Consider the following 16,505-nt stretch of genomic DNA (forward strand, 5'->3'; position numbering starts at 1 on the left):
TCGCGGCCGAGCTGCCGACACTCGCCGCGGCCGGTTCGTACGACCGCGAGCGCGGCAGCGAGAACGGCATCCTGTCGCTGCTCGGCGTCACGCCGAGCGCGGCACCCACGCAGTCGGCCTCGGGCGATACGCCGTTCGGCGTGGCCGCCGCGCCCGGCTCGTCGGGCTCGCCTGCCTATAACCTTTACCAGGCCGGCTTCGATGCGTCGTGGGAGCTCGACCTCTGGGGGCGCGTGCGGCGCGGCGTCGAGGCGGCCGACGCGCTGACGCAGGCCTCGTACGAAGCGCGCAACGCGGTTCTGCTGTCTGCCCGCGCGGAACTCGCACGCGACTACCTCGAACTGCGCGATGCACAGGCCCAGTTGCAGATCGCCCGGCAAAACCTCGCCATCGCGCGTGACCTGGAGAAACTCGTCCAAATTCGCCGCAAGGACGGCGTAACGACCGACCTCGACGTGGCCAATGCGGCCGCGCAGGTGGCCTCCATCGAAAGCAGGCTGCCGATGCTGGAATCGCGCCGCGAAACGCGCGCCAATGCAATCGGCGTGCTGCTCGCGCAACCGCCCGGCGCGCTGGGTCCGATCCTCGACGCATCGCGCGCGGTTCCCGGGCTCCCGGCAAGCGTGCCGATCGGCTTTCCGTCCGAACTCGCACAACGCCGGCCCGACATTCGTCAGGCCGAGGCACAGCTGCATGCGGCGACCGCCGCCATCGGCGTGGCGCAGGCCGACTTCTATCCGCGCATCACGCTGAACGGCAGTGCCGGTTTCCAGAGCCTCCAGCTCTCGAGTCTCGCCAGTTGGGCGTCGGGTCAGTTCGTGATCGGGCCGTCGATCTCGCTGCCGATCTTCGAGGGCGGGCGCCTCACCGGCATGCTGAACCTGCGCCGGGCACAGCAGCAGGAAGCCGCGATCGTCTATCAGCGCACCGTGCTCGAAGCGTGGCGCGAGGTGGACGATGCGCTGGTGGTCTATCACGCCGAACAGCAGCGCCACGATCGACTCGTCGCGATCGTGACGCTGAACCAGCGCGCGCTCGCGATTGCGCAGCAACAATACCGGTCGGGGGCGGCCGACTATCTCGACGTACTCAACGCCCAGCGGCAATTGTTCGACGCGCAAGGTCAGCGTGAGACCAGCGAGGCCGAGGCGGCGATGCATCTCGTCACGCTGTGCAAGGCGCTCGGCGGCGGCTGGGAGACGCGCTTCGCGCCCGGCGCGAACACGGGGCGCACGGATACGGCGAGGTTGCCGGCCCACGGCACGACCGCGCAGACGGGAAGCCCAAAAGGGGAAGTCGACTGATCAACGCGCGGCATCGTCTCTTCCGTCCGCCCCTCGACACCGGCACAATGCCGCTCATGCGCCAGGACAATGCCTTCGTTTATCCGTCTGCCGGCCCCGTCGGCCGCCTCGCCAACCGGCTCGTCGCGAGCCGCCCGCTGCTGCGCACGCGCCGCGCGCTGCTGTCGCGGCTGCCGTTCCTGCAGCTCGCGAGCGAGGTCGAGAACGTCGTGTACTGCACGTGGCTCGTCGATGTCGCGGCCGTCGCCCACCTGGTGCCGCGCGGCGTCACGCTCGCGAGCCGCGATGGCCGCACGCCATTCACGATCCTCACCTATGCACACCGTCATTTCGGCCCGCGTATCGCCGGCCCGCTGCGACGCGTGTTCCCGTCGCCGCTGCAAAGCAACTGGCGGCTTTACGTCGAGGCGCTGCCGGGCGGCGTGCCGGCCGATCGCACCGTGTTGTTCGTGAAGAACGTGTTCGATCATCCGCTCTACGCGCTCGGCAGCCGGCTCTTCAGCGACGCGTTGCCGTCGCATCTCGCCGAGCGCTTCACGCATGCGGTGCAGGACGGACGTTATCGAACGCTGCTGGCCGGTGGTACGGGAAGCGCGCCTGATTTCCGCTGCGCGGCGGCCGTGTCGGACGACTGCACGCTGCCCGCTGCGTTCGCGCCATTCTTCGGAGGCTGGCGCGATGCCATCGCTTACCTGTCGCTGCAACACGCGGCCGTCGCGCATGTCGCCGACTGCGACCGCCTCGCGCATGCGTCGATCGACCTACCGATCGATATCGACGCGGTCCGGCCGCTGAAACCGGTCGAACCGGTCGGCGGCGGCGAGTTCCTCGCGCGCATCGGCGCGACCGGCGAACCGCTGTGCTTCGTCGTGCCGGATGTCGCGTTCCGGGTGTTGTCGGAGCGGGTGTTGTAGCGCTGGCGATCGCGGCGGCGCCCAATCAGAAGTACCTGATGGAGAGCGGAAAGCCGAGCTGGCGCGCGGCGCCCCGACATGCTGCCGGCATCGATGGCCGCCACCAGCATCGACATCGACTCGATACGAACAGCCAGGGGCGCCTGGTCGCCCACGACGATTCGGGCATCGCGGCGTTCGTCGCGCAGATCGCCCGCGATCCCTGACCGGCCAGGCGCGTATCGCCGGCCAGCTTCGGTGAATACCGGTGCGTTATCAGACAGGACTTGACGCACGCAGCGTGCGACGCTCCAGCATCAGTATCGACAGCATCGCGATGCATGCGGCAACCAGCATCAGCATGACCGCGTGGTAGCCCGTGACGAACCCGCCGCCGCGCGTCGTCGACACCCGGTACAACACGGTCGCGGCGGCGAGGCCCACCGATCCGCCGACGTTGTGCACCATCGTCGCCATGCCGAGCGCCGTGCCCGCCAGCGCCTCCGGCACGGCCGCCAGCGCGGCGGTCATGGACGGCCCCAGGATGCAGCCCCAGCCGAACCCCATGCAGGCGAACGCGGCCAGCACCCGCCACCACGCCGTGGTCGCACTGAAGTCCGACTGCATCAGCGCCGACACCAGCAACGCAACGAATCCGAGCGCCATGATCGGCCCCGCGCCGAAGCGGTCGCAGCCACGGCCGGCCAGCGGCGAAACCAGCGCCATGACGGCGGTGGTAGGCAGCAGAAGCCACCCCGTCGCCGCGCTATCCTGCCCGCGCAGTTCGCCCAGATACAACGGCATCAGCAGGAATGCCGCGCAATAGAAGAAAGCCAGTGCGGCGGTCGCGCACACGGCGAGCGCGAACGGCCGCTGCCGTAACAACGCGAGCCGCAGCACGGGAGCCGCAGCGCGTCGTTCGACCCAGGCCAGCGCGACGCCCGACAGAACGGCGATGAGCAGCAGCCCCAGCGTTGCCGGCGAAGTCCAGCCCCGGTCGGCGCCACGGATCACGGCGCCGAGGCCGCAGGGCAATATCGTCAGCAGCAGGATGACGCCGGGCCAGTCGAAGCGCGCTCGCGCCGATATGACCGCCTCCTGCGTGAGCCGGCCTGCGCAGAGCATGAAGCTCACCACGATCAACGGCACGTTGACGAGGAAGATCCAGCGCCAGCCCAGCGCATCGACCAGCAATCCGCCGGCCACCGGGCCGAGCGCAAGCCCGAGGCCGTTGACGCTGAACAATAGCCCGAGCGCCTTGCCACGCTCCCGCTCGGGGAACATCGCCGCGACCAGCGCAGCCGATGCGGTATAGAGCCCGGCGCAGGCCATGCCCTGCACGGTCCGCCAGATCACCAGCGTGACCAGCCCCGACGCCAGTCCGGCCCCCAGTGACGCGCCGCCGAACACCGCCATGCTCGCGAACATCACCCGGCGCCGGCCGTGGCGATCGGCCAGTTGCCCCACCGGAATGGTGCAACTCGACAGCGCCATCACGAAGGCCGTGACGGCCCATTGCACCTGGTCGATGTCGGCATGAAAAGCCGAACGGATTTCGGGAATGGCGGTATTGACGATGGTGAAGTCGATGCAGCCCAGGAAACTGGCGATGGCGACGCCGGCCAATGCCACCCAGCGCGCTCGGTGCGGCGAACGATACACGGTACGGGACTCCTTTCGTAAGCATGACGACACGGGCCATGCGGAAGGAGAAAATGATATTGAATACATCGAGGCGGCAATTGATAGAATCTTTATCAAGATATGAGACAGGAACGATCAAATTGCCGATCCAGCCGACCGACCGCTTTCAGGGCATCCTCGCGTTCGTCCAGGCGGTGGAGTGTGGAAGTTTCAGTGTCGCCTCGCGCCAGCTGGGGCAATCGCCGTCCAGCGTCGGCAAGGCCGTGGCTCGACTGGAAGAGCGCCTGGGCGTGCGGCTGTTCAAGCGCACGACGCGGCGCATGACGCTGACCGACGAAGGCGAGGCCTATCACGAGAAATGCCTGCGTGCGCTGGCCGAACTGGATCAGGCCGAATCCGCGCTGGCCGAGCGGCACCTGACGCCGACCGGCCGAGTGCGCATCGCATTACCGGTGCTTTATGGCCGCATTCGCGTGCTGCCCGTGCTGAACGGGCTCGCTGAACGTCACGCGGCACTCGATCTGGACATGCTGTTTTCCAATCGCACGGTTGATCTGGTCGAGCAAAACATCGATCTGGCTGTGCGTATCGGCCGGCTGGAGGACAGCACCTCGCAGGTTGCCCGCCCGTTGGGCGAACAAGCGTTGCGGCTGTGCGCCGCGCCCGGGTATCTCGATCGGCGCGGTACGCCGTCGTCGCGGGAAGCGCTCGGCGATCACCATTGCATCGCGCTCCTGCGCGGCGAAGCCGAGGAAGCATGGCAGTTCTCCGGCGATGCGAACCGGGGCAGACGTCAGCCGCGGCAGGCACGCCTGCGCCTGAGCGACGTCGCGGCCGTCAAGGATGCCGTGCTGGCGGGACTCGGGCTGGCACAACTGCCCGGCTGGTTCGTCGAAGACGACATCCGCGCGGGGCGGCTCGTTGCCGTCCTGCCCGACGCGCAACCCGAGCCGCTCCCCATCCATGTGCTCTGGTCGAAGACCACGCGCATGACCGCACGGCTGCGCGTCACGATCGACGCGTTGGTGGAACACCTGTCGCCGCCGCGCGCGGCGCCCGACACCGGCCCCGGCGGTCAGCAAGCGCCCGGACACGGCTGACCCGAACCGGCGAACCCGGAATCGATGTGGAAGGCGTACCGCGCGGAAACGGCTACCGCCTTGCGCTGCCGGGTTCAACCGAACCCTCCTTCCTCCACGTGCACGGGGAACAACCGACGCATCCCTCCGGGTTATTCGGAGCCCGACGCATTCGCCGGAATTTCCGCCGGTGATGCGTGCGCTTGCACGGTTCGCGCGCCGGCGTCGTCGTTGAGCATCGACGACGCCATCAACGCACGGGTATAGGGATGCGACGGCGAATGCAGCACCTGCATCGTCTCGCCCTCCTCGACCACGCGCCCCGCCTTCATCACGATCACGCGATGCGCCATCGCCCGTATCACGGCCAGATCGTGCGTGATGAACAGGTAGCTGAGCCGGTACCGGGCCTGCAGGTTCGTCAGCAGCGCCAGCACCTGCTTCTGGATCGATACGTCGAGGGCGCTGGTCGGCTCGTCGAGCACGAGGAGCTCGGGCTCCACCGCCAGTGCGCGCGCAATCGCGATTCGCTGCCGCTGTCCGCCGGAAAACTCGTGCGGATAGCGCGACATCGCGTCGACCGGCAGCCCGACCTCCTCCAGCAGCGCCGCGACCCGCGGGCGACGCGCGTCGCCCGCCAGCTCCGGCCGATGCAGCGCGAGCCCCTCTCCGACAATCTGCTCGATCGTCATGCGTGGCGACAGCGAGCCGAACGGATCCTGGAACACGACCTGCAGCCGCCCGTACAGTGCACGGCGCCCCGCCTTCGCGCGCAGCGTCGCGAGCGGCAGCCCGTCGATCGCGATCTCGCCGGCCGCCGGTTGCTGCAGGCCAAGCACCGCGGCCGCAAGCGTCGACTTGCCCGAGCCCGATTCGCCGACGATCCCGATCGTCTCGCCACGGCGCAAGCGCAATTGCACGTCATGCACGGCGCGGAACGCGGTCTGCCCGAACACCGCGCGCCAGCCTTTCGCATCGGTCCGGTAGTCGACCGCAAGGCCGCGCACGTCGAGGATCGCCGGTGCGTCGGCCGCGACCGGTTCGATCGCGCGGCGCGGCGCGCTGTCGAGCAGCCGGCGCGTATACGGGTGTCGCGGTGCATCGAACAGCGCGCCGGTTTCGTTCGTTTCGACCAGCACGCCGTGTTCCATCACCGCGACGCGCTGCGCGAAGCGCCGCACGAGGTTCAGGTCGTGCGTGATCAGCAACACGCTCATCCCGCGCGCGCCCGCTTCCTGCGCCTGCAATTCGAGCAGCAGGTCGACGATCTGCTGACGCACGGTCACGTCGAGCGCGGTGGTCGGCTCGTCGGCCAGCAGCAAGCGCGGTCGGCACGCCAGCGCCATCGCGATCATCGCGCGTTGCCGCTGCCCGCCCGACAACTGGTGCGGAAAACTGTCGATGCGCCGCTCCGGCTCCGGAATCCCGGTGCGCCGCAGCAGCGCGATCCCGCGCTCGCGTGCTTCGCCCGGGCGCAGCCCTTCGTGCAGCCGCAGGCTTTCGGCGATCTGCTTGCCGATCGTATACAGCGGGTTGAGCGCGGTCATCGGCTCCTGGAACACCATCGCGATATCGGCGCCGCGAATGCCGCGCATCTGCCGCTCGGTCTTCGTCAGCAAGTCCTCGCCGTCGAACAGCACGCGCCCCGACAGGCTCGCCTGCCGCGCGAGCCTCAGGATCGACAACGCCGTCACGCTCTTGCCCGAGCCCGATTCGCCGACGAGCGCCACCCGCTCGCCGCTCGCGACCGACAGGCTCAGCTCGCGCACGACGGTCCGGTTACCGAACTGTGCGGAGAAACGGTCGAGTTCCAGCAACGGGATCGTCATCATTGGCCTCCGCCGAAGGCGGACCCGCGCGTGCGCGTGTCGAGCGCGTTGCGCAGCGCATCGCCGATAAACGTCAGCAGCAGCAGCGTCACCACCAGCGCCGCAAACGCGGACACCGAGATCCACCACGCATCGAGATTGTTTTTGCCTTGCTTGAGCAGCTCGCCGAGGCTCGGCGTCGGCGGCGGTACGCCGAGGCCGAGGAAATCGAGGCTCGTCAGCGACAGGATCGCCGCGCTCATCCGGAACGGCAGGAACGTGATCACCGGCGTGAGGCTGTTCGGCAGCACGTGGCGCCACATGATCTGCGTGTTGGTCAGCCCCATCGTGCGCGCGGCCTTCACATAGTCGAGCCCGCGGTTGCGCAGGAATTCGGCGCGCACGTAGTCGGACAGCACGAGCCAGCCGAACATCGACAGCAGGATGAACAGCAGCCATAGCGACGGCGTGAAGATCGACGCGAAGATGATCAGCAGGTACAGGTCCGGCAACGCGCTCCAGATCTCGATCAGCCTCTGGCCAACCAGGTCGGTGCGGCCGCCGTAGAAGCCCTGCACCGCGCCCGTCAGCACGCCGATCAGCATGCCTGACGCGGTCAGCGCGAACGCCATCAGCACCGACAGCCGGAACCCGTACAGCAGCCGCGCGAGCACGTCGCGCCCGAACTGGTCGGTGCCGAGCCAGTTGCTCGACGACGGCGGCGCCGGATACGGCCGCGACGCGAAATAGTCGATCGTGTCGTAGCGGTAGCGGTTCGGCGGATAGATCGCGAAATTGCCACGCGCGTCGAGATTCGCGCGGATGGCCGGATCGAGATAATTCGTCTTCGCGGGGAAATCGCCGCCAAACCGCGTCTCGGGATAGTCCGCCACGATCGGGAACGCATAGTGTCCGTCATAACGCAGCACGAGCGGCCGGTCGTTCGACAACACGTCGGCGAACAGGCTGATCGCGAACAGCGACACGAAGATCACGAAGCTCCAGTAGCCGAGCGGCTGCGCGCGGAACCGTCGCCACGTGCGCCGCCACGGCGACGTGGAATGGCCGGCATGTCCGCGCTCAGTGGTCCAGGCGGTTGAATTGGATGCGGGGGTCGACGAGGACATAGCAGACGTCAGCGATGAGTTTGGTCAGGAGACCGATGAGGGTGAACAGGAACAGCGAACCGAGCACGACCGGATAGTCGCGGCGGATCACCGAGTCGTACGACAGTTGCCCCATGCCGTCGAGCGAGAACAGCGTCTCGATCAGCAGGTTGCCGTTCAGGAATGCGCCGACGAATGCGGCCGGCAACCCGGTGAGCAACGGGATCGCCGCGTTGCGCAGCACGTGCTTCCACAGCACGTCACGCTCCGGCACGCCCTTCGCGCGCGCGGTCAGCACGTATTGCCGGCCGATCTCGTCGAGGAACGTGTTCTTGGTGAGGATCGTGACGATCGCGAAGTTGCCGATGACCGACGCCGTCACCGGCATCGCGATGTGCCACAGATAGTCGAGCGCCTTGCCGATCAGCGTCAGGTCGTCGAAGTTGTCGGACGTAAGCCCGCGCATCGGGAACACCTGCCAGAACGTGCCGCCGCCGAACAGCATCAGCAGCAGCACGCCGAGCACGAAGCCCGGCACCGCGTAGCCGGCCAGCACCAGCACGCTCGTCACCGTGTCGAACCGCGACCCGTTGCGCACCGCCTTCGCGATGCCGAGCGGCACCGACACCAGGTACGTGAGGATCACCGTCCACAACCCGAGCGTGATCGACACCGGCAGCTTCGAGCGGATCACGTCCCACACGCGCGCATGCACGAAGTACGACTCGCCAAGATCGAAGCGTGCGTACGCCTTCAGCATCATCCCGTAGCGCACGAGCGGCGGCTTGTCGAAGCCGAACTGCTTGCGGATCTGCTCGATCTGCTGCGCATCGATCCCCTGGCTGCCGTGATAGCCGCCACCGCCGCCGCCCGCTTCGCCACCGTGTGCATTGCCGTGCCGCAATTGCGTGAGCACTTGCTCGACCGGGCCGCCCGGCACGAATTGCGTGACGGCGAACGTGATCGTCACGACGCCGATCAGCGTCGGGATCATCAGCAGCAATCGCCGGAATATATAGGCAATCATCGTTGCGCCCCCGTCAGGTGCCGGAAACCGGTGCAACGCCCGTCGGCCGCTTCCGGTACCAGTAGTTGATGATCCAGTCCTCGTACTGGTAGGAATCCGGAATGACCGCCGGATGCCCGTAATTCGCCTTGTAGGCGATCCGCGCGTTCGGCAGGTAGTACTGAGGCACGATGACGTAAAGGTTGATCAGCACGCGATCGAGCGCGCGCGTCGCGGTTTCGAGATCGTCCAGCGTATTGGCCGCGGATGCCGCGCGAATCAGCGCGTCGACCGCCTTCGAGCGCACGCCCGGATAGTTCTCGGATCCGACCTCGGACGCCGCCGCACTGCCGAAGCGGCGTGCGAGTTCCGCGCCCGGGATCGTGACGGGCGGATAGATGATGGTCGTCATGTCGTACTGAAATTCGTCCATGCGTCGCTGATACAGCGCGCTGTCGAGTTCGTGCAGCGTCGCGTGGATGCCGAGTGTGCCGAGCGCCTGGATGTATGGCAGGATCAGCCGGTCCATGCCCGGCTGGTCGTCGATGATCTCGATCGTCATCGGCGTGCCGTTCGCGTCGCGCAACGCATCGTCATGAAAGTGCCAGCCAGCCTGCGCGAGCAGGTCGCGCGCTTGCTTCAGGTTCGCGCGCAGCGAGTTCGGCGGCAGCGTCGACGGTTGCTGAATCATCGGGCCGAACACCTCCGGCGGCAGCGTCGAGCGGAACGGTTCGAGCAGCGCGAGTTCCTTCCCGCCCGGCATGCCGGATGCCGCGAACGGGCTCGCCTCCCAGAAGCTGTGGGTCCGGCGATACTGCCCGTAGAACATCATCCGGCTCATCCAGTCGAAGTCGAACGCCAGCGAAAGCGCATGCCGCACCCGCACGTCCTGGAACATCGGCTTGCGCATGTTCATCAGGAAGCCCTGCATCTGCGCAGGCCCATCGGGGAATTCACCCCGCTTCAACATGCCGTTGCGAAAATTCTTGCCGACGTAGCGACGCGCCCATTGCGTCGCGCTGTACTCCATCCGCACATCCGTGTCGCCGGCCTTGAACGCCTCGAGCATCGTGTACTGGTCGAGATACAGCTTGAACGACACGCGCGCGAAGCGGTACATGCCACGTCGCGACGGCAGGTTTGCCGCCCAGTAGCGCGGGTTGCGCACGTAGACGATCTCCTTGTCGTTCTTGCGCTGCCCGATCAGGTACGCGCCGCTCGCGATCGGCGGCACGGTCGCGATCTGGTCGAACGACGGTCGCGTGCCGTCTGAGCGCATGCCCCACTTCGGCGAGAACACGGGCAGATCGCCCGCGATCAGCGCGGCGTTGCGTTCGGGGCGCCTGAAGTCGAAGCGCACCGTCTGCGGGTCAACGACGACCGCGCGCCGGATCACCTCGAACTGCGCATTGACGAGCGGCGACGCCTGTCGGCTCGACAGCGTGTCGAACGAGTACTTGACGTCGGCCGCCGTGATCGGGTCGCCGTTCGAGAAGCGTGCGGCCTGATCGATGTGGAACGTCGCCGACAGCCCGTCGGGCGCGACCTGCACGTCGTCGGCGATCAACGCATACTCGGAAGCGAGCTCGTCCCAGCTGCGCTGCATCAGCGTGTCGAACATCAGGTTCCTGATGTCCGGCGCGGCCGAGCCACGCAGCAGGAAAGGATTCAGCGAATCGTAGCTCTGCGCCGTGTCGTAGTTCTGGAAATCGAGTGTGCCGTCGTCCGGCGCGTCGGGGTCCGCGTACGCGAATTGGGTGAATCCCGCGGGATACTTCGGCTGGCCGAACTGCGCGATCGCCGGCGCGGCCAAAGCCCCCCCGGTCGCCATGCCGTACGCGAGCACCGCCGTGCACGCGGCACGCGCCCCGCCGGCCACGATCGCCTGCGCACGCCGCACATGCAACATCAATACTGTCATCATCGGTCTTCGTGTGGTCGCACCGGCACGTAGCCGGCACAATGTCGATTCGAAATACGGGGTGCGTGCCGGCGGTCGCGGCAACGACCGGCGGCACGCGCGGGCTTGGACCGTCAGAACCGGTAGGTCGCGCCGACTTGCGCGAAGCGGCCGATGTACGAGTACAGCGACGAGTCGTAGCCGGTCTGGTAGCTCGAGTTCATGTAGACCGGATCGAACGGAGGGGCGCGATTGAAGATGTTGTCGATGCCCGCATAGATCGTCCAATGCTTGATGCCGGTATAACTGACCATCAGGTTGAACTGGCTATACGACGCCACGCTGCCTTCCATGTTTGGATACTGGCCCGGCGACAGGATCGCCTGCGTGTACGGGCCCGTATACATCCAGGTCAGCGTCGCGTTCCACTTGCTCTGATAGTTCCAGCTCAGGCTCGTGTTGCCTTTCCAGCGCGGGAAGCTGCCGCCGAACGGCTGGTTGAGCGAACCGTTGTTGCCCGCGAAGTCGGTGCTCACGCCGCCGACCGGCATCTTGAAGTGCCACACGTAGGCCCAGTCGCCCGACAGCGTGAACGTCCCGATTCTGGTGGGTACCGACTGGCGGAAGGTGGTTTCGAAACCATCCGTGTCCAGCGATGACAGGTTCTGGAACGGCATCAGCACGTACGCGATCGAGCCATTCGCGTTGCGCACCACTTGCGACGGATCGTTCTGGTTGACGCTCTGCTGGATGTCCGCCGTGCCGATCACATTGTCGATGTGGATCTTGTACCAGTCGAAGCCGATATCGGTATTACGGGTCGGCGACAGCTGGAAACCCACGTTGTAGTTCTTCGTGCGTTCCGGCTGCAGGTTGCGGTTGCCGGCCTGCACTTCCTCGACCAGGCCGTACGCGCCCGGATTGTTCGGATCGTGCGGATCGACCGCGCCCTGTGCGCTGAAGCTGCGCGACGAGGTGTTCTCGATCAGCGTCGGCGCGCGGAAACCCCGGTTGTACGAACCGTACATCGTCAGCTCGCGAACGGGCTGGAAACGCAACGCGAAACGCGGCGAGAACGCACCGCCGAAGTCGCTGTAGTGGTCGTAGCGGCCCGACTGGCTGAAGGTGAGGTTTTTCAGGATCGGAATATCGACCTGATAGTAGATCGCCGCGACATTGCGCTGGCCGTTCGCCGACTGCAGCGCCGGCGTAATGAACGTCCCGTCCTGGTAGCCCGCGCCCGTGCCGACGTATTGGCTCTGGTGCATGAACTGCGCACCGAGCCCCAGACCGACGTTGCCCGTGGGCAGTTTGAACAGCGTGGGGGTCGACAGCGTCGCGTCCAGCGCGTCCATCTTCGTGATCGCCTGCGAAGAGGTGCTGCCGTAGAGACCCGCGAGGCCATTCGGCGTGCTCGACGGGTTGGCGAAGTTGAACCCGCCGTTCTGCACGATGTTCTGCAGCGCGTTCGCATTGATCAGGTTCGAGAACGTGTTCGAGACCGTGTCCTGCGAATGCGTATAGGCGGCCGACCAGTCGACGTCCCCGACGTACGGCGCGATGAAGGTGCCCTTCACGCCGGTCGCGGCACGCCAGAAGTTCGCGCTGGTCCGCACCGACTGCGCGTTCGGAAACGAGTACACGAGCTTCGACGGCACGCCGAAAGGGTTGTACGGGTTGCTCGCCGGCACCACGTTCGAGATCGGGCGCAGGCCGCCGGTTGCCGGATCGAATGCTTGCGTGTTGTTGCCGAGCCCCCCGACGAAGTTGTTGGTGTTCGTCGTATTGTTGCTTTCCCACAGATCGGCGAAGGCCTGCATCGAATCGCTGATCTTGAAGTCGCCGTGCACCTTCGCGCTCAAGCGTTCAGTCCAGGGCGACAGCGAAGTCGCGTAGGCGGTGTTGGTCTGGCAGATCGTGCCCGGCCCGTTGATGCGTGCAGTGGCACTGCCGGCGATCGGGGATCCGCCCCACGGACACGTGCCGAGCGGCACGCGGGCGCCGGTCGGGTCGCGCCAGTACGACGGCGACTGGTTGAACAGCCCGCCCGGGAAATTCGAGAAATTCTGGTTTTGCGTGGTGTCGCGATCCGCAGCCGACACACCGTTGAAGCGGTAGAGACTCGCGGCGGCAGTCACGTTGAAGCGGTCCGCGTTGAGATCGCCGAAGCCGCCGAGGATGCTGAATTTGGTGGTACCCGCCCCGCCGCCGTTCTGGGTCGCACCGCCGTAGCTGCCGTCGAGCTGCAGGCCCTGGAAGTTTTTCTTGGTAATGATGTTGACCACGCCCGCGATTGCGTCCGAGCCATACTGCGACACCGCGCCGGTCTTGACGATCTCGATCCGGTCGATGATGTTCAGCGGCAGCGTGTTCAGGTCGAAGAACTGGTCCGTTACGTTCGTCGCGAACGCATAGGGGGCGACGCGCTGGCCGTCTATCATGACCAGCGTGTACTTCTCGGACAGGCCGCGCAATGCAATGCCGGCGCCACCGGGAGCGAAGCTGTTCGTCGTGCCTTCCGCCCAGCTGCTCGCCGAATTCGCGGACGTGCTGCGCAGGAAGTCGGCCACACTGTTCTGGCCGCTCGCCTCGATGTCTTTCGCCGTGACGGTCTGGACCTGGTTGAAGCCGACCTTGTCCGCGCTGCGGATCAGCGAACCCGTCACTTCGAAGCGCTTGATCTGCGCGACCTTGTTCTTGTGTTGCGCCGCCGTGTCCCCGCCGGCGCCGGCCGCGGGCGCCTCCTGCGCAACCGCGTCCGCGACCGCTGCCCCCCCGGGCGACGGCTGGCTCTGCGCGAATGCCGGTGCTGCCAGCGTGGCCGTCAGCGCCATTTCCGCCCAGATCATCCTCTTGATAGCCAACGCCAAAGCTCTCTGCTTCATCTTGCCCCACTCGTTCATCAGTAAGAACCCGCCGGTTTTGCGCTGGATCGCGTGAATCCTTGCCCGCTTCCGGGCGTCTGCATACCGGTCCCCGTTATTGCCGACCTGCCACCTGCACACCTTCGAACTCACTCGCCAAGCGGCGCGTATGGCACGTACTCCACGCGTTTCCGTCTGCGTCGCTCGGTGTCGCTCGGTGTCGCTCGGTGTCGAACAACCGGAACGGCGGGCGTGAAGAACGTGTGTGTGCTTGTTCTCGTCCTTCCACCCCGATGCGGCCATCCCGGCCGCGCACCTTGCCCGTCCCCTCGACAAACAATCAGTAATCCTTATGTAAGCATCCGTCAGAACGGACGCATTTTCTTGTTCTCTCAGGCGCCGGCCGGCGCACCGAACCAGACGACCACCGCTTCTTCGCTGGCCGCATTGCTCCACATCTGGACCGGAGGCGATTCGTAATGCGCGGTCTCGCCCGCTCTCAGCACGACGGTGCGGTCGTCCATCGTCAGCTCGAGCTCGCCGTTCATCACGTAGAGGAACGCCTCTCCCGCATAGGCCGCGCCTTCAGGCGCGGCCTGGCCGCCCGGGATCCGGAGCAACCGGGCATCCAGCTTCGTTCCGCTCGCCAGGTGCGAAAGCTGCGCAAACGCGCTCGCGAGCGACTCGACGCCGACGTGCTGCGCCGATTCGCATTGGCACGCCGGCGGCGCACCGGACGTCGAACCGACGAAGTGGTCGATCGTGACGCCCAGCGCCTTGGCGATCCCGACCAGCGTCGCGATCGACGGCATCGCGCGCCCGCGTTCGATCTGCGACAGGAACGGCTTCGAGATGCCGGCCGCCGCCGCGGTCACATACAGCGTGAGCTTGAGCTGCCGTCGCAGCATGCGAATCTTATTTCCCATCGACGTGGCAACAAGCATCGATTCATCGGAAGGCGAAATCATAGTGAGGCACGAACCCGTAGTCGAAACTGCTTGATGAATACGCTCCCCCGGTCAACGTGATCGCAGCCCGCTTGCGGCGAAACTGCGCCCCGGCGAAAACCTGGGTCGCGCGGCGAACATTCGATGTTACGGCTTTCCGGTTTTTTGCATCGCATCGATACATTCGCACTCCACATCAATAGGAACGGGTTCCGATTTCACCGATTCAGCCAGCCTGTCACCGGATCGCCATGCCTCGCCATGCGCGGCGCCCGGCGCTTCCCGGCGTGGCCTTCCTGCGTGACCGGAGCATTCGCGCGCGCGCCGGCATCACGGCATGTACTGCTCGTTTCCAATCAGGCCGATCTTGGTCGCACCGACGCGCTGCGCACTCGCCAGCACGCCGGCGACCGCCTTGTACGGCGCGAGCTTGTCCGGCCGCAGACGGATCTCCGCCTGCACGGGTTCCCTCGCGACCTGCCCGAGCTTCAGTTCGAGCGCTGCGCGATCCGGCACCCTCGTGCCGTTCCAGGTCGTCGCGCCGTCGGGCGCGATATCGATCTGCACGACCTCGGGCGGCTTTGCCGGCGGCGGCGGATTGCCGACCGGCAGATCCATCCTGACCGAGTGCATCTGGATCGGGATCGTAATGATCAACATGATCAGCAGCACCAGCATCACGTCGATCAGCGGCGTGGTGTTGATGTCGACCATCACGTCCGGCTCGCCGCCACCCGAAGATACGTTCATGCCCATCGTCGACTCCTACCCGCCGCGCGCCGGCGGCTCGGTGATGAAAGAAACCTTGGCGATACCCGACCGCTCGCACGCGGTGACCACGCGCCCGATGAACTCGTAGCGCGTATTCTCGTCACCGCGCACGTGCACGTCGGGCTGCGGCGACATCTGCGAGATGCCCTTCAGCTTCGCGAGCAACGTCGGGCCGTCCACATGCGTTTCGCCCCAGAAGAATGCCCCGTCGCGATTCACCGCGATCTCGACGCTTTTCGGCGTCGTCTGCAACGGCTGCACCGTTTCCTTCGGCAGCTCCAGCGGAATCGTGTGAGTCACGACCGGGATCGTGATCAGGAAAATGATCAGCAACACCAGCATCACGTCGACGAGCGGCGTCGTGTTGATGTTCGCGATCACGTCGTCGTTGTCGTCCTGTCCGACGCTCATGGCCATCGCGCACCCCCGCCCGCGTCAGTGCACGAGCGACGCGGCCGCCGCACCGGCGGCCCGCACCGGACGCTTGCTGCCCGCGAGCAGCACCGTATGCAGCTGCGCGCCGAAGTTGCGCACGCGCTCCATTACCGACTTGTTGCGGCGAACCAGGAAGTTGTACCCGAGCACGGCCGGCACGGCGACCGCCAGCCCGATCGCCGTCATGATCAGCGCCTCGCCGACCGGGCCCGCGACCTTGTCGATCGACGCCTGCCCGGCGATGCCGATGGCCGTCAGCGCGTGATAAATGCCCCACACGGTGCCGAACAGACCGACGAACGGCGCGGTCGAGCCCACCGTCGCAAGGAACGCCAGGCCGTCCTGCAGCCGGTTCGACACGTTGGTCATCGCGCGCTCGACCGAAACGTCGATCCACGTATTGCGGTCGACCGCCTCGAGCAGCGCTTCGTCGTGATGCTCGCCGGCCTCGATCGCGGTCTCGGCGATGAAGCGGAACGGCGACGCCTCGTCGAGCAGGCTCGCGCCGGCCGCCAGCGACGGCGCCGACCAGAGCTGCTCGTCCGCGAGCTTCGCGCGCCGGTTCGCGCGAAACTGCTCGAGGAACTTGGCGATCATGATGTACCAGCTGCCCATCGACATGATCACGAGCAGAATCAGCACGAATCGCGCGACGAAATCGCCGTTCTTCCACAGCGCGCCGAGCCCGTACGGATTCTCGACGGCCTGCGTCGCCGCCGGCGCGGGCGGCGGCGACGGCTCGTCCGCG

The 16,505-nt window shown here is 66.4% G+C and carries 14 protein-coding genes; 4 read left to right on the top strand and 10 right to left on the bottom strand.

Going from position 1 to position 16,505, the window contains the following annotated elements:
* The 3 genes from G3N93_RS17975 to G3N93_RS17985 all read left to right on the top strand — a co-directional run.
* The coding region (locus G3N93_RS17975) for an efflux transporter outer membrane subunit (protein ID WP_206133630.1) at positions 1–1,304 on the top strand (1,304 nt) is incomplete at its 5' end.
* A gap of 47 nt (positions 1,305–1,351) precedes the next feature.
* A complete protein-coding gene (locus G3N93_RS17980; RefSeq protein ID WP_206133631.1) occupies positions 1,352–2,218 on the top strand; it encodes a DUF2071 domain-containing protein in 867 nt (288 codons plus the stop codon).
* A 38-nt stretch (positions 2,219–2,256) separates the two neighbouring features.
* On the top strand, positions 2,257–2,424 hold the full coding sequence (locus G3N93_RS17985; protein ID WP_206123135.1) for a hypothetical protein: 168 nt from the start codon (positions 2,257–2,259) through the stop codon (positions 2,422–2,424).
* A 49-nt stretch (positions 2,425–2,473) separates the two neighbouring features.
* Here the strand turns inward: G3N93_RS17985 and G3N93_RS17990 are convergent, their stop codons facing one another.
* Positions 2,474–3,859 carry a DHA2 family efflux MFS transporter permease subunit gene (locus tag G3N93_RS17990; RefSeq protein ID WP_206133632.1) on the bottom strand — a complete coding sequence of 462 codons (1,386 nt, stop codon included), beginning with the start codon at positions 3,857–3,859 and terminating at the stop codon, positions 2,474–2,476.
* Between the two features lie 122 nt (positions 3,860–3,981).
* On the opposite strand from G3N93_RS17990, the gene G3N93_RS17995 reads away from it, so the two are divergent.
* Positions 3,982–4,941 carry a LysR family transcriptional regulator gene (locus G3N93_RS17995; RefSeq protein ID WP_206133633.1) on the top strand — a complete coding sequence of 320 codons (960 nt, stop codon included), beginning with the start codon at positions 3,982–3,984 and terminating at the stop codon, positions 4,939–4,941.
* 131 nt (positions 4,942–5,072) lie between these two features.
* Here the strand turns inward: G3N93_RS17995 and G3N93_RS18000 are convergent, their stop codons facing one another.
* From G3N93_RS18000 to G3N93_RS18040, 9 genes are all read right to left on the bottom strand, one after another.
* Positions 5,073–6,749, bottom strand: coding sequence for an ABC transporter ATP-binding protein (locus G3N93_RS18000; protein WP_206133634.1), 1,677 nt, complete (start codon positions 6,747–6,749; stop codon positions 5,073–5,075).
* Positions 6,749–7,855 carry an ABC transporter permease gene (locus G3N93_RS18005; protein WP_174938473.1) on the bottom strand — a complete coding sequence of 369 codons (1,107 nt, stop codon included), beginning with the start codon at positions 7,853–7,855 and terminating at the stop codon, positions 6,749–6,751. Before G3N93_RS18005 ends, G3N93_RS18000 begins: the two co-directional genes overlap by 1 nt.
* The gene (locus G3N93_RS18010; protein ID WP_174932542.1) at positions 7,809–8,861 is read right to left on the bottom strand and encodes a microcin C ABC transporter permease YejB; all 1,053 of its coding nucleotides are present in this window, start codon (positions 8,859–8,861) and stop codon (positions 7,809–7,811) included. The genes G3N93_RS18005 and G3N93_RS18010 overlap by 47 nt, the downstream gene beginning before the upstream one ends.
* Positions 8,862–8,874: 13 nt before the next feature.
* Complete coding sequence (locus G3N93_RS18015; protein WP_206133637.1) at positions 8,875–10,761, bottom strand: extracellular solute-binding protein; 1,887 nt, start codon at positions 10,759–10,761, stop codon at positions 8,875–8,877.
* Positions 10,762–10,874: 113 nt separating this feature from the next.
* On the bottom strand, positions 10,875–13,625 hold the full coding sequence (locus G3N93_RS18020; RefSeq protein WP_174932540.1) for a TonB-dependent receptor: 2,751 nt from the start codon (positions 13,623–13,625) through the stop codon (positions 10,875–10,877).
* A 371-nt stretch (positions 13,626–13,996) separates the two neighbouring features.
* Positions 13,997–14,572 carry an XRE family transcriptional regulator gene (locus tag G3N93_RS18025; protein WP_206133635.1) on the bottom strand — a complete coding sequence of 192 codons (576 nt, stop codon included), beginning with the start codon at positions 14,570–14,572 and terminating at the stop codon, positions 13,997–13,999.
* Between the two features lie 309 nt (positions 14,573–14,881).
* Positions 14,882–15,307, bottom strand: a complete 426-nt coding sequence (locus tag G3N93_RS18030) for a biopolymer transporter ExbD (protein ID WP_174932536.1) — start codon at positions 15,305–15,307, stop codon at positions 14,882–14,884.
* Between the two features lie 9 nt (positions 15,308–15,316).
* Entirely contained in the window at positions 15,317–15,739 is a 423-nt protein-coding gene (locus tag G3N93_RS18035; protein ID WP_174932533.1) for a biopolymer transporter ExbD, read from the bottom strand.
* Between the two features lie 18 nt (positions 15,740–15,757).
* On the bottom strand, positions 15,758–16,505 hold a 748-nt coding region (locus G3N93_RS18040), incomplete at its 5' end, for a MotA/TolQ/ExbB proton channel family protein (RefSeq protein ID WP_206133636.1).

The organism is Burkholderia sp. Se-20378 (assembly GCF_017104665.1).
Classification (GTDB): Bacteria; Pseudomonadota; Gammaproteobacteria; order Burkholderiales; family Burkholderiaceae; genus Burkholderia; species Burkholderia lata.

Bases quoted from the DNA above. Each gene is read 5' to 3' on its own strand.
- G3N93_RS17980 (WP_206133631.1), top strand. From the start codon at position 1,352: ATGCCGCTCATGCGCCAGGACAATGCCTTCGTTTATCCGTCTGCCGGC.
- G3N93_RS17985 (WP_206123135.1), top strand. From the start codon at position 2,257: ATGGAGAGCGGAAAGCCGAGCTGGCGCGCGGCGCCCCGACATGCTGCC.
- G3N93_RS18000 (WP_206133634.1), bottom strand. From the start codon at position 6,749: ATGACGATCCCGTTGCTGGAACTCGACCGTTTCTCCGCACAGTTCGGT.
- G3N93_RS18005 (WP_174938473.1), bottom strand. From the start codon at position 7,855: ATGTCCTCGTCGACCCCCGCATCCAATTCAACCGCCTGGACCACTGAG.
- G3N93_RS18010 (WP_174932542.1), bottom strand. From the start codon at position 8,861: ATGATTGCCTATATATTCCGGCGATTGCTGCTGATGATCCCGACGCTG.
- G3N93_RS18015 (WP_206133637.1), bottom strand. From the start codon at position 10,761: ATGACAGTATTGATGTTGCATGTGCGGCGTGCGCAGGCGATCGTGGCC.
- G3N93_RS18020 (WP_174932540.1), bottom strand. From the start codon at position 13,625: ATGAAGCAGAGAGCTTTGGCGTTGGCTATCAAGAGGATGATCTGGGCG.
- G3N93_RS18025 (WP_206133635.1), bottom strand. From the start codon at position 14,572: ATGATTTCGCCTTCCGATGAATCGATGCTTGTTGCCACGTCGATGGGA.
- G3N93_RS18030 (WP_174932536.1), bottom strand. From the start codon at position 15,307: ATGGGCATGAACGTATCTTCGGGTGGCGGCGAGCCGGACGTGATGGTC.
- G3N93_RS18035 (WP_174932533.1), bottom strand. From the start codon at position 15,739: ATGGCCATGAGCGTCGGACAGGACGACAACGACGACGTGATCGCGAAC.